At 48.6% G+C, this 13,177-nt stretch carries 10 protein-coding genes; 4 read left to right on the forward strand and 6 right to left on the reverse strand.

The window, feature by feature from the left end:
- Positions 1-419: 419 nt before the first annotated feature.
- The 4 genes from E6P06_RS21820 to dpaL all read right to left on the reverse strand — a co-directional run bounded on the left by E6P06_RS21820 (position 420) and on the right by dpaL (position 5,876).
- Positions 420-1,706, reverse strand: coding sequence for an MFS transporter (locus E6P06_RS21820; RefSeq protein WP_139935713.1), 1,287 nt, complete (start codon positions 1,704-1,706; stop codon positions 420-422).
- 78 nt (positions 1,707-1,784) lie between these two features.
- A complete protein-coding gene (locus E6P06_RS21825) occupies positions 1,785-3,377 on the reverse strand; it encodes an amidohydrolase family protein (RefSeq protein WP_008321492.1) in 1,593 nt (530 codons plus the stop codon).
- Between the two features lie 67 nt (positions 3,378-3,444).
- Positions 3,445-4,629 (reverse strand): YgeY family selenium metabolism-linked hydrolase, encoded by a 1,185-nt coding sequence (locus E6P06_RS21830; RefSeq protein WP_003839756.1) that lies wholly within the window; start codon positions 4,627-4,629, stop codon positions 3,445-3,447.
- 32 nt (positions 4,630-4,661) lie between these two features.
- On the reverse strand, positions 4,662-5,876 hold the full coding sequence (gene dpaL / locus E6P06_RS21835) for a diaminopropionate ammonia-lyase (protein ID WP_139935916.1): 1,215 nt from the start codon (positions 5,874-5,876) through the stop codon (positions 4,662-4,664).
- Between the two features lie 381 nt (positions 5,877-6,257).
- Here dpaL and E6P06_RS21840 point away from each other — a divergent pair, with 381 nt between their 5' ends.
- Positions 6,258-8,006, forward strand: coding sequence for a sigma-54-dependent Fis family transcriptional regulator (locus E6P06_RS21840; protein ID WP_003839752.1), 1,749 nt, complete (start codon positions 6,258-6,260; stop codon positions 8,004-8,006).
- A 78-nt stretch (positions 8,007-8,084) separates the two neighbouring features.
- On the opposite strand, the gene E6P06_RS21845 is transcribed toward E6P06_RS21840, so the two are convergent.
- Positions 8,085-8,576 carry an anti-virulence regulator CigR family protein gene (locus E6P06_RS21845; protein ID WP_003037154.1) on the reverse strand — a complete coding sequence of 164 codons (492 nt, stop codon included), beginning with the start codon at positions 8,574-8,576 and terminating at the stop codon, positions 8,085-8,087.
- Positions 8,577-8,834: 258 nt separating this feature from the next.
- Between E6P06_RS21845 and E6P06_RS21850 the strand changes: the two genes are divergently transcribed.
- The 3 genes from E6P06_RS21850 to galE all read left to right on the forward strand — a co-directional run bounded on the left by E6P06_RS21850 (position 8,835) and on the right by galE (position 11,724).
- On the forward strand, positions 8,835-9,470 hold the full coding sequence (locus tag E6P06_RS21850; RefSeq protein WP_003037157.1) for a carbonic anhydrase: 636 nt from the start codon (positions 8,835-8,837) through the stop codon (positions 9,468-9,470).
- A gap of 231 nt (positions 9,471-9,701) precedes the next feature.
- Complete coding sequence (locus E6P06_RS21855) at positions 9,702-10,640, forward strand: hypothetical protein (RefSeq protein WP_044713272.1); 939 nt, start codon at positions 9,702-9,704, stop codon at positions 10,638-10,640.
- Positions 10,641-10,707: 67 nt separating this feature from the next.
- Complete coding sequence (gene galE / locus E6P06_RS21860; protein ID WP_139935714.1) at positions 10,708-11,724, forward strand: UDP-glucose 4-epimerase GalE; 1,017 nt, start codon at positions 10,708-10,710, stop codon at positions 11,722-11,724.
- Positions 11,725-11,770: 46 nt separating this feature from the next.
- On the opposite strand, the gene E6P06_RS21865 is transcribed toward galE, so the two are convergent.
- A complete protein-coding gene (locus E6P06_RS21865) occupies positions 11,771-13,162 on the reverse strand; it encodes a DUF4832 domain-containing protein (protein WP_139935715.1) in 1,392 nt (463 codons plus the stop codon).
- Between the last annotated feature and the right edge of the window lie 15 nt (positions 13,163-13,177).

Below are 13,177 nucleotides of genomic sequence, written 5' to 3' on the forward strand. Positions count from 1 at the left end.
CGAGCCTTCAACATTATAGTTTCTGAAAATAAGGCTTTATCAGGTAAATCCTAACATAATCACGCGTATATTTTATTCATTTTTTATAAAAATGCAGAACAAAGTATAAACGCAACACTGTAATTTACAAATTTTAAACCTTGAGCCTATCTAAATATCAAACCATTAACACAACATAAAAGGAATATTCCTACACGCGTAGGACAAATCTCTCATTTATTATGATTTATTCTTAATGATTTGGGACATATAACCGGCATATTGTTCATCAGAACTGCAAGGGGGGATATGCGAATAGCTATCTAAAAATAAATTTCATACCAGGTCAAATATGGAGAACAAGAGTACAAACCTGCTGAATTTAGAGAGAAACTCCCCGCAGCTCTGGAGCAGCAGTGCCACAGGGAGGCAGCGATTAATCAGGCTTTACTGGGCAATGCCTCTACTGCATGCGAGCTTTTCACAGTCAGTGTAACGACGGCAGAACACAACAGTGCGGCGATCATAAAGATAAAGGCGCTGTTATAGCTTCCGCCGCTGCTTTGGATCAACCAGCCGATGATGGGCGCTGATACAACCCCTGCCATCTGGCCGCCAAAGTTAACAATACCGGATGCCCGCCCCATGATGTTGCTGGGAATGGTATCCATCAGAATACCCCAGAACGTTGCCATAGCGAAGAACATGAACAAGGCTGAAATACACTGATAAACCACCGCCATATCTGCACTGCTCACGCTGAAGGTCAGATACAGGAAACCCGCGGCAATAACAGAGGTTACGACATACAGCGTTTTACGCTGGGGTTTGAATTTATCTGAGCAATAACCGCCTAATAATGTTCCACCGGCCCCGAACAGGAAGGGAATGGCCGCCATGACACCGGTCTTTGCCAGAGAAAACTCTCGTACGGTAATCAGGTAGCTTGGCAGCCAGGTTGAAAAACCCCAGAAGGTGATATCAAACAAAAACCAGATACTGGCCATTTGCCAGAGCACCGGCATTTTGAGTACGTCTTTAAACGCGATAGCACTGGTGTTTTGCAGGCTCCCCTGGTTGTCAGCAGCCAGCTCCGCCAGGTCTTGTTGCGTAATGGCAGGGTGATCTTTCGGGTTGTCACGCGTAAATAAGTAGATACCTGCGGCGATAAACAGACCGGGAATACCCAGCACGATAAAAACCATGTGCCAGCCAAATGCCCCGATGATGCTTGCCGCCACGACTACCGCCAGCGCTGGGCCTAAGGTGTTTACCGTTGACTGAATCGCCGTGGCGCGGCCACGTTCTTTCGACGGGAAATAGGTTGATATCATCTTCCATGAGGCCGACGGGAAACATCCCTCACCGATACCAAAGAAGAAACGTACTGCTAACATCAGCGGCAGCGTCAGCACAGCGCCGGTTAAGCTGGTGAACACAGACCACCATGCAATACCAATGGCCATGATTTTTCGCGAGCCAAACTTATCCGCCAGTAATCCTCCGGGAATTTGAAACGCGGCATAACCAATAAAAAAGGCGCTAATAATTAAACCTTGTTGAGTCGTATCAAGATTTAAATCTTTGCCAATATAAGGGAGTGAAACGCTCATCACCATTCTGTCGAGAAAAGAGAGCAGCCACGCCAGCCAGATCAGTGTCAGGACGGTATATCTTGCTTTCCAGGTCTTGGGTTTACCTGAAGGTAAAGACGTTTGTAGGTTCATTGTGATGTCCTTAGGGTGTAGTGATCTACCGCGGCCATAAATAGTCGCGATAGATCCATGCGTGTTTAGCGTTATTTATTAATATTGTTTTCTAATAACCGTACCGCTACAGGCATAACTTTCCGTGCCATTGATTAAGGCAATGCGCCCATTAACCATGACAATTTCAATCCCTTCCGGGTACTGATTGGGTTCAACAAAAGTGCCTTTATCCGCAATTGTGTTCGGATCGAACATCACGATATCCGCTGCATAACCGACCTTCAGCAGTCCGCGATCCTGCAAACCCAATACTTCAGCAGGTTTCCCCGTCATCTTGCGGATTGCCGCTTCCCAGCTCAGACATCCCTCTTCACGGACATATTTACCGAGCACGCGAGGGAATGCGCCAAACACGCGCGGGTGCGGTTTGCCAGCCCCCATCAAGCCATCGGTACAGACGTTTTGTTCAGGTCGACAGAGAAACTTAATCACGTGCTCTTCGGTACCGTAGAAGTCGACCATCCCCACGGCGTTTTCCTCTTCAAAGAGCAGATCGAAGGTGGCGTTGTACGGATCTTTTCCACGCAGCTCGCCCAACTGGACGAGGTTCAAACCGACAGCATCCTGATTTTTTGCCGTTTTCACGCTGGTGACAAAAATCTGGTCCAAACCGGCAAAATCGATAAAGTTATCCCAGCCAGGAATGCCCTGCTGAATATCGTCAATCATTTTGGCGCGCAGTTCGGGCGAGGCGAGACGCTCAAGTAATTTGTCCGTACCACCGGAGTGAACCCAGGGCGGCAGGATCACGCCGAGCATCGTGCTGCCCGCCACATACGGATACTGGTCGAAAGAGATACGAATCCCCTTTTCCTGCGCCTGTTCCAGCATGCCCAGCATTTGGTCGATCAGCCCCCAGTTTTTCTTGCCGCAAACCTTCATATGCGAAATATGCAGCCAGACGCCGGTGGCTGTGGCGATATCAATCAGTTCCTGGGTTGAGTTGATAATATCGTCAGCTTCACTGCGCTGATGCACCACAAAAATCCCGTCATATTTCGCCGTGACCTTACACAGTTCAATCATTTCGGCAGTATCACCAAAGGCGCAAGGCATATAGATAAGACCAGTGGAAAGTCCAAATGCCCCGGCTTTTAACTCTCGCTCAAGGACCTCACACATCTTCGCCACGTCTTCACGGGTCGAAGGACGCCCATCCAGGCCCATCGCTTCCATGCGCACGTTGCCATGAGGAACTAAATACGCGAGGTTTGTCGCCGGATGACGCGATGCCAGCAGATTGAGATAACCGTCTGTATTTTTATATTTCCAGTCAATTTTGTCGGTGTCACCGTCCAGTCCGGCGATATTTTTACGCCAGGCTGGAATATATTCTTCCGGTAGCGGCGCTAAGGCGACGCCATCCTGGCCCAACAGTTCGGTGGTGATACCCTGACGAATTTTTGCCGACAGAGCGGGGTTAATAATGGCTGACAGGTCAGAGTGCGTATGGGTATCAATAAAGCCAGGACAAATTATTTTTCCTGTTGCATCAATAACCTGCTCATTAACGCCAACCTCAATTTGGCCGATTGCGACAATACGTCCTTCATCAACCATCACATCGGCAATTCTGCCTTCACTGCCCGTCCCATCAATTACATTTCCGTTTTTGAAAATGGTTTTCATCGTTATTCTCCATGGCGGTGCTGCTGAGCTACACCGCCTGTAAGGTAAGAGGTGGTTATCTTTATTTTTATTGGCGATAGAGTGTCTGGATAATGCTGTAATAGCCGCTGGCCGAGCCGGTTAATTGCTCGATCTCGATATACTCATCAATGGTGTGTGCCAGGTTTTCTCGTGAAGGACCGAAGCCGATGGTTTTGATTCCCGCTTCGCCCGCATAGTGGCTACCGTTGGTACAAAATGAGTACTGCGTAATGGTTGGATTAAAGCCAGCCTCACGAACGCCCGCCAACGCTGCCTGCACGAATTCGTCGGACTCGTCGTACACCCAGCCTGGGAAGAACCGCTCTCCCTCAATCGTGGCGCCGGTATAGCAAGACTCCTGACCCACCGCGTAGGACACTCGGGCCTTAAACTGCGGATCCTGAGCAATAAGTTCCGCAAGCGCATTTTCCAGCGGAGCAATCACGCTTTCTTTGGTTTCACCCACCAGCAAACGGCGATCGTAGGTTGCGCGACAGTAATCCGGTACCACCGAGGCCCCCGGGTACGGCGAAGATTTAATGTCGGTCAGTTCCAGAATGCCTGGCCCCAGAACCGGATGCGTTGGCGGCGTAATCGTGCGAATTTTGTCGATCAATTGCGCCATTTTGTACACCGCGTTAATCCCCGCCTGCGGGTTAGCGGAGTGCGCGGGTTTACCAAAGGTTTCGACCACAATTTCAGCGCGGCCACGCTGACCAATTTTCAGGTTTAACTCGGAAGCTTCACCGATGATCACGTAGTCTGGCTTATAGCGCTCGCTGACCAGGCGAGCGGCAATACCTTCAAAACACTCTTCATGCACGATGCACGCAACGTAGATTTTCCCGGCAAAATTTCGCTGATTGTCCTGACCGAAAAAGCCCACGGCGGAGATCATCGCCGCCACGGCACCTTTCATGTCAGTTGTGCCGCGACCATAAATTTTGCCATCTTCAATATCGCCGCCGTATGGGTTGCGGGACCACTTCTCTTCATTCACCGGTACGGTATCGATATGACCATCGAGAACCAACGTTTTCCCTGGCTGGTTGCCGACAATACCGCCAACAATGTTGCCGTACTTATCAACGTGGATGTCATCGAATTGGTAATGCTGCATCATTGTTTTTATGGCATTAACCACTTCCCCTTCCTGACCGGAATAACTTTTTTGTTGGATCAGCGCCTGACAGTTTTTAATGACTTCTTCAATGCGGTTTGCAGATAACATGGGTTTCTCCGTTATATCTCTTAATCAGGGAATTATTTGTTGATGCCCGGGTACTGTCCGCCCCAGACAATATCCAGATATTGTTGCGGGTCGGTATCCCCTTCGGTGCTGACTAACAGCACACGAGAGTGCGCATCCAGCCCCAGTTGCTCACGCGTTTGCGCCAGTTCAGGTGAGGTCATCAACAGTGCCAGCAGACCGGTAGTAACCGCACCTGACTCACCCGAAATAATCTGTGGATCGCCTGCCAGCGGGTTGCCCAACATGCGCATGCCTAACGCTGCAACTTCATCAGGGCAGGAAGCAAATGCGTTGGCATAGTCGCGCAGCAGTTTCCAGCCGATACTGTTCGCCTCACCGCAGGCGAGACCGGCCATCACGGTTTGTAAATCACCGCCCACCGCAATGGCATCCCCCTCTTTCGAACGGGCTGAGCGGTAGAGGCAATCGGCAATTAACGCTTCGGCGACGATTACTTTCGGGCGATTCTCCCCCCAGGCTGCCGTCACCATTCCCTGAACCATGCCGGCAAACGAGCCGACGCCTGCCTGCACAAAAATGTGAGTCGGCGCAACCTGATGCAGCTGATCTATCGCCTCGAGCATCAGCGTGCCGTAGCCCTGCATAATCCACTGCGGGATCTTTTCGTATCCTTCCCAGGCGGTATCCTGCACGACAATCCAGCCATACTTTTCGGCCTGCTCCGCGGTCATACGAACCGCATCGTCATAGTTCATATCGACGATCTCAGCGGTAGCACCTTCGTTACGGATAGAAGTCAGACGTTGCTGCGAAGAGCCCTTCGGCATATAAACCACGGCGTTTTGCTTCAGTTGGCGCGCCATCCATGCCACGCCGCGACCGTGGTTGCCATCAGTGGTGGTAGCAAACGTGACAGTTTGCAGATCGTGATGAACCTCTTCGCTGGTCATCACGTCAAACGGCAGTTCACTGATATCCTTACCAACCAATTCAGCGATATGGCACGCCATCGCATAGGAGCCACCCAGCGCTTTGAAGGCTTTCAGGCCAAAACGCTGAGATTCATCTTTGAGGTAGATATTTTTTACGCCCAGTTTTTGTGCAAGCGCCGGTAGCGTATACAGCGGCGTCGGCGCGTAGCCCGGAATAGACCGATGAAAATTCAACGCTTTTACCAGTTCCTGGCGGCTAAACGGTGCCAGCGGCGCGTTCGGATGTTCGGTAAACGGTGTCTGGTTGATAAAAAATGATAAGTTTTCCTGCATCATAAAACCTCATTGTCCTGGTATTTCATTCCCTGTAATCGGTGCAATACAGAGATATTTCCGTTATCGGTATTGGCAATAGAGCAAAATACTTACCAGCTTTTTATGAATTGAGTAAATTCTTATAAATATTTTAATAAAGGCTTTAATTTCAATAAATTAAATGAAATTTGAAATTGACAACCGAAAATATCAATGCCTCAGTTTATCGCCTCGTTTTGATAAATTCTCATCATTGATAAATAGTGTGATCGCGGAAGATAAAATAAGAAAAACATTCAAAAACAGCGTGGTAGATTGATTTTTCGCAAATCATTTTTGCATTGTTTCGCCTATTTATCATTTTCCTTGAGAAATGTGACACACCGCCGGAGAAGTACCATGATTTCAGTACTCAGCAATATTCAGGATGATATATGCAATTACGCCGACGCTATTTCTGGCATAACGGGCACGGACGTTGAAATCATTGATGAATCTTTAATGCGCATCGCGGGTACCGGGAAATACCGACATATGCTCAATGAGAATGTGGCCAAAAATGGCTACATTTATCGTCACGTATTGCAGGTGCGAGAAACGGTACTGATCAAAAACCCCGGCGAACATCCGCTGTGTCAGTTATGTGAAAAACACCACTACTGTTCTGAAATGCTGGATTTGAACGCACCTATTTTTCTCAATAATCGCGTGATTGGCGTGATCGGGATTATTTGCTCAACCCAGGCACAGCGTGACACGTTACTGAGCCAGATTGATAAATTTGTCACCTTTATTGAGCAAATCGCCGTAATGATCTCCAGTAAGGTCTTTGAATGCCTGGAACGTTTACGCGCACAGGAAACGCTTGGCGCATTTCGGCGTCTGATCGATGCCATGGACCGCGGCGTGGTAGCGATTGATGGCAAGGGTCTTATCTGGCATGCCAATCATTCAGCCGATCGCATCCTCAACCGTGAGGTTCAGGGATTACCTCTGACCATTGAAACAACCGGGGACAGCCTGTATGGCGATGAAGAAGCGTGGCTGACGCTTGAAGGTCAGAAACATCATGTACTGTGCAAACAAATTTCGCTCTCCTCACAGGATAACGATCGCTTAACCATGGTTATCTTTCGTGATGCACACGACTACCTGAGTAACCTTACTCCATCCCCTTATGAGTCCGACATACAGGTACGACTAATTGGTCACTCTCCCTCAATGGAACAGCTCAGAAGTACCATAGGTAAAATCGCCAACAGTTACGCCAGCGTGCTCATCACCGGGGAAAGTGGCTCGGGGAAAGAGGTCGTGGCATTTGCCATTCACCAGAGCAGTCCCCGTAAAGCCGCGCCTTTCGTAACAATCAACTGCGCGGCTATCCCAGAACAACTGCTGGAAAGCGAACTGTTTGGTTATGTTCGCGGCGCATTCAGCGGGGCTGATCCTAAAGGGCGAATGGGGAAATTTGAACTGGCCAACGGCGGCAGCCTGTTTCTGGATGAGATTGGCGATATGCCACTACACCTGCAGGCCAAGCTGCTCAGGGTATTGCAGGAAAAGGCGATCACCCGCGTTGGCTCTAATAACACCATCAATATTGATGTGCGCATTATTGCCGCAACTAACAAAAACATTAACGCGATGGTGGAAAATAATCAGTTTCGTGAAGATCTTTTCTATCGCCTGAACGTAGTCCCTCTGGTACTTCCTTCCCTGCGTGAACGCCGGGCTGATATTGCAGTCCTCGCACAGTATTTTGCCGATGAGTTTTCGGTCAGTTACCAGCGACCACCGCAAAAACTGCCTGATGACGTTATTAATCGCCTTTATGCCTGGCACTGGCCGGGCAACATTCGTGAATTACGCAACGTGATCGAATACATTTTTGTGATGCGCGGAGAAGCCGCTGGGATCAACGCCAGCCATCTTCCCCCTTACCTGCTTACCGCCGCTGACGGTAGAAAAACGACGATGACCGCGCAACCCCGACAGCTTGCCAGCAAAGGAAAACAGGCGGAAAGGGAGGCTATCGAAAACGTCATCCAGCGATTCGGCTCAAGCGTTGAGGGGAAAAAGCAAGCCGCGACAGAACTGGGGATCAGCATTGCCACGCTCTATAGAAAAATAAAACTGTACGGACTGTAAGCTTTCCTTATTAACTGAGAAGCCCGCACAACGCGGGCTTCTCATCGGTAGAACAGAGCAAATTAAGCCCGAAAATACTTAATCAAACACACCATTAATTACCGCGGTGACAATCGCCGTACTCAGTGCAATCAACACCAGATTGTCGCCCACAACCTGCCATTCATAACCTGGATAATACGGCAATTGGTTCAGCATAGAGGATGGAACACTTTTCTTAGCGATCCCCGGAGGAAGCGGCTTTCCTCGCGCCAGATTTTTGGCGATACCCGGAGGCAGTGACTTATAGCCCGTCAAACCATATCTGACGGCATACTGTCTGGCCACGTTATAGCTGATGTCACTATCAACATGGTCCGGCTTACCATAATTTTTACGTTGTTCTGCCTGCGAATTGCCTTTCTGGCTATTGCCCTTATTCCCGCTATTACCATGATTGCTACTATTTCCATGGTTGCCACTATTACCATTGCCGTTGCCATTACCGGGGTTGGCCAATACTGGGGTGGCGCACATCGTCATCGCGGCAACGGCGACTAAAGCTGTTGCTAAAGCACGAAGTCTGGACATGATGATTCCTTAAAATGTGGATACATATAAAAATGTACGGTATCGCGTGAATACTGGCTATCGCTACAACTCCGATTTATTGGCAAAAAAGGGAAAGCACATAGCACACATCACGCTATTCGCCTCGCCGCGGTGGAGAAAAGTTAGCCAAAGATGTTGCAGAACTGCTATAAAGTCTTTCTCTTCTGTCGGCTGGTGTTAAACTGGAAAGTGTGATCTTCATCATAACCTGCTTAAACAGAGAAAAGAGACACTGCTATGCAACATATCATTGAGGGCTTCCTCAACTTCCAAAAAGAGATTTTCCCTCAACGCAAGGAACTCTTTCGCAGCCTGGCATCCAGCCAAAATCCTAAAGCGCTTTTCATCTCCTGTTCCGATAGCCGCCTGGTGCCAGAACTCGTTACTCAGCAAGATCCCGGACAGCTTTTCGTTATCCGCAACGCCGGTAATATCGTCCCCTCTTTCGGCCCGGAACCGGGTGGCGTATCCGCAACCATCGAATACGCGGTTGTGGCACTTGGCGTGACGGATATCGTCATCTGCGGACACTCCAACTGCGGCGCGATGAAAGCCATCGCCGATAGCCAGCCTCTGGATCCGATGCCTGCTGTGGCTCACTGGCTGCACTATGCCGATGCCGCGAAAGCCGTGGTCGAGAAAAAAACCTGGGCTAACCCAATCGATAAAGTTAACGCCATGGTGGAAGAGAACGTTATCGCGCAGCTCAACAACATTAAAACGCATCCTTGTGTCGCGGTTGGACTGAGAAATAATGCTCTTCGTCTGCACGGCTGGGTATATGACATCGAAAGCGGTGAAATCCGTACCCTGGATAAAAACAGCAAAACCTACGTTTCCCTTGCAGAAAACCCGCAAGTGCATTTCGAGTAATTCCTCCACTGGAGCAAGGATGCTCTGGATAATTTTTACCTACTTTGGTGCTATGGACAAAAAACATCCTTGTCACTAACATTAAAATAACCGCAGGTGTTACCACGCGGTTTTCGCACATTCATACAACATTGCGACATTGCGACATTGCGACATTGCGACAAGTCTCATGAGCTGCCCCGCAAGTAGCTGTTCATACATGGTGCAAGCGATAAAAAGGAGCAGGTACGAATGCAAGCGAAAATAAAAAGAATAATAAACATGTTATTCTATCATGAGTCGTGGGATATCATGATTATTAAGGATCATGGTACACACTTATTTCCTGATAACACGCTGGAAATATTGAATAAATCTGCTGCGCAGCAGTTAAAAAAGAAATATACGTTTCAGGCCGATCCTTTTCTTATTGAAAAAGACGACAAACTGTATGTTTTTTATGAAGCTTTTAGCTTCCGCAACTCGAAAGGCACGCTCCGCTGCCGCATTCTTGATCGTGAACTAACTGAAATTGATGATGTGAAACTTGAAGGATTTGACGACCTGAGGTGTCATTTGTCATTTCCTTTCCTGATTAATATCAACAATCAACTCTTCATGATCCCGGAATCATCAGAAAGAAAAGAAGTGCTCCTGTTCCAGTCGGTAGAGTTTCCTGCGCGCTGGAAGAAAATTAAAGTTCTACTCTCTGACACCGAAGTCACAGATAACATTTTTCTTTCAATAAATGAGACTTGCTATCTTTTGTCGACCACCATGGATAATAAAATAATTATTCATTCCGCAGAGCATCTTCATGGTCAGTGGCAGCGGATCACCCCTACATTAAAGGTGAGTAATCATCATCATCGAGGAGCTGGTACCCCTTATCTTGTCGATAATAAAATGTACTTCCTCACCCAGGAATGCACGCCCGAAACTTATGGAAAATCTATCTATATCAAAGAACTAGTTACACTTAACGATATTAACTTTGATGAGAATCTGATCGAACAAATCAATTCATCGATCAACCACAGTGACGGTGTTCATACGCTGAATTTCTCAAATAATTACATTGCTTATGATACAAAAATCAATAAGTTCAGTCTGTTGGCTATCTTAAAAAAACTATCATATAAATTTATGGTAAAATACAGAAACATCTACCTTTCCCGGCAACACAACTGATTCACTGGATTCTCAGGTGACATTGGTAGAAAATTGGTCGGGTTTCTAGCATTTTTCTGGAGTCTGTATGGCAATTCTTGTCACAGGTGGTGCAGGTTATATTGGTTCACATACTGTTTTATCACTACTGGAAAGAGGCGATGATGTCGTTGTCATCGATAATCTGGCAAATGCGAGTCGGATATCGCTGGACAGGGTCGCGGAACTTACCGGAAAGGAACCCATTGTCTATATCGCCGATGTTCTCGACAGACAGGCCTTAAAAAACATTTTTACCAACCATCACATCACCGATGTCATTCATTTTGCAGGGCTCAAATCGGTTTCCGAGTCGATAAAAGAACCTCTTGCCTACTATGAAAACAACGTCACCGGAACGCTGGTTTTACTGGATGAGATGCTGGCCGCAGGCGTTAATCGTTTCATTTTTAGCTCATCAGCTACGGTATACGGTAATCCGGAAAGCGTGCCGTTGAGCGAGCAATCACGCACGGGCGGTACCACCAATCCCTACGGCACCTCTAAATTAATGGTCGAACAGATTCTGGCCGATTTCTCACGTGCGCAACCTGATTTCCGCATTACCTGCCTGCGCTATTTCAACCCGGTCGGCGCCCATCCATCGGGTCGCATTGGTGAAGATCCTAACGGTATCCCAAACAACCTGGTGCCATACATCTCCCAGGTCGCGATTGGTAAGCTTAAAACCGTATCGGTGTATGGTAATGACTATCCAACCCCTGACGGAACCGGCGTGCGTGATTATATTCACGTCATGGATCTGGCGACTGGTCATTTAGCCGCGCTTGATTGCCAGAACAAAGGCGCTGCCTACAAGGTGATTAATCTCGGTACCGGGGTCGGTTATTCCGTGATTGATCTGATTAAGGCGTTTGAAAAAGCAGCGCAGACTAAAATTAATTATAAGGTTGTCGCCAGAAGACCTGGAGACATTGCCGAATGTTGGTCTGACCCATCGCTGGCATATAAGGAGTTAGGTTGGAAGGCCATCTACAGCCTTGATGAAATGATGCGTGACACCTGGAACTGGCAAAAAAACAACCCGAATGGGTATCAAATTTAATGTTCACAGCAGCGAGCCTGACCGTCAGGCTCGCTGCTGTGTCTGACTATTGTACTGTTATTGTTGATACCCGGTACCAGCCGCTGCTCTGCTTCCCTTCATTGGCAAAGTTAATTCTCGCCGCACCCGACTTATCCAACATCGCAACCTCAATCGCGTACTGCCCTTTTGCCAGTCGGCCTGGCATAGATAACGCAAAACTGACCTGATACTTACCGGGGAGCCAGCGGCGAATATCCTCCGCGGAATTCCCCTGAGCCACCACCTTATTAGCATTGTCCACAACACGGAATGCCAGCATATAAGGCAGATAAATCGGAGCGATACCCTCATTGTACCAGGTACTGTTCAATGTCAGCGTTTGTCCGCTGTCCCACACGGACTCATGGCTCAGGGACGCCAGGCGAAATCGATAGCCTAATTTGGTCAGCGCATCGTCGACAATCGGTCGATAGTCGCTGGGTATCGCTCTCGATTTCAGGTTAATGGTACTGGCGTGCTGTTTGACCGCCCAGTCAAAAATACCCTGCACTTCGGCACGCGTATAATGAAAAGTATTCTTCCAGTCTTGCATATATGAACAGATTTCCAGACTGACCGGCGCACGTTTCCAGGCGTCGTTGAACCCTGAATAACTCTGCTGCGCAGCCAGCAATCGCTGCGGGTAATCATCAGTCATATGGTTCCAGGAGTCCGAAAATACGCGCAGGTCCCCCCAACAGTCCGCACGCCATCCTGCCCCACGCTCCACCGCATTCGCCAGACTTTGTCCGCCGCTTATCAGCATGGTTTTTGGCGTCACCGGAAAAGCAGAAAAGTGCATCGCGACGTAGCGATCCAGTTGCGCCGTGGTGTATCGCTCCAGTAATGGCTTCAGGTTCGGGAAGTTGCTGTTATGCCATTCTCCCCATGATCCCACCATGCCAATATCAACAAACGCGAGATTCTCATTACCATCGTAGCGCTTACCAAATGCGTTCAACAGACGCTGGCTGTATTGAATGAACAGAGGATCGTCTAAATCCGGGGCAAATGTCTTTTTATCCGGCGTCCAGGTACCTTTCACGCCTTTTTTAATCAGCCAGTCAGGAATTTGCGAGCCGCTTTCCGGCTCTGCCAGTACCATAAATCGTAGCCCGACATTCATCGCTGGACGATGTGCCGCCGCGTATTTGAAGGCATCATCCACCAACGCAAAATTGTACTGGCCTTCGACTGGCTCCAGGTCCCGCCAGTAAAAACGGTCGTATTCAAATCCGGTATTGGGATAGTCCGCCAGCCCCAGCGTTTCACCGTATCCCTGATGAAAACTTGCCACGCCAATCCCCGGATTGGTCAGCGGGCCAGTTAATGCTTTGGGGGTTACGGTCGTTAATGCGGAGATGACCGTTAACGGAAAGGACATTAACAACAGCGCAGAAACCCATTTACACTTCATCGCAGTAATGCCTCC

It is taken from the genome of Citrobacter sp. CF971, assembly GCF_006385635.1.
In the GTDB taxonomy this organism is placed as follows: Bacteria; Pseudomonadota; Gammaproteobacteria; order Enterobacterales; family Enterobacteriaceae; genus Citrobacter; species Citrobacter freundii.

Excerpts from the sequence above, each read along its gene's own strand:
- E6P06_RS21820 (WP_139935713.1), bottom strand. The coding sequence starts at position 1,706 with ATGAACCTACAAACGTCTTTACCTTCAGGTAAACCCAAGACCTGGAAA.
- E6P06_RS21825 (WP_008321492.1), bottom strand. The coding sequence starts at position 3,377 with ATGAAAACCATTTTCAAAAACGGAAATGTAATTGATGGGACGGGCAGT.
- E6P06_RS21830 (WP_003839756.1), bottom strand. The coding sequence starts at position 4,629 with ATGTTATCTGCAAACCGCATTGAAGAAGTCATTAAAAACTGTCAGGCG.
- dpaL (WP_139935916.1), bottom strand. The coding sequence starts at position 5,876 with ATGCAGGAAAACTTATCATTTTTTATCAACCAGACACCGTTTACCGAA.
- E6P06_RS21840 (WP_003839752.1), top strand. The coding sequence starts at position 6,258 with ATGATTTCAGTACTCAGCAATATTCAGGATGATATATGCAATTACGCC.
- E6P06_RS21845 (WP_003037154.1), bottom strand. The coding sequence starts at position 8,576 with ATGTCCAGACTTCGTGCTTTAGCAACAGCTTTAGTCGCCGTTGCCGCG.
- E6P06_RS21850 (WP_003037157.1), top strand. The coding sequence starts at position 8,835 with ATGCAACATATCATTGAGGGCTTCCTCAACTTCCAAAAAGAGATTTTC.
- E6P06_RS21855 (WP_044713272.1), top strand. The coding sequence starts at position 9,702 with ATGCAAGCGAAAATAAAAAGAATAATAAACATGTTATTCTATCATGAG.
- galE (WP_139935714.1), top strand. The coding sequence starts at position 10,708 with ATGGCAATTCTTGTCACAGGTGGTGCAGGTTATATTGGTTCACATACT.
- E6P06_RS21865 (WP_139935715.1), bottom strand. The coding sequence starts at position 13,162 with ATGAAGTGTAAATGGGTTTCTGCGCTGTTGTTAATGTCCTTTCCGTTA.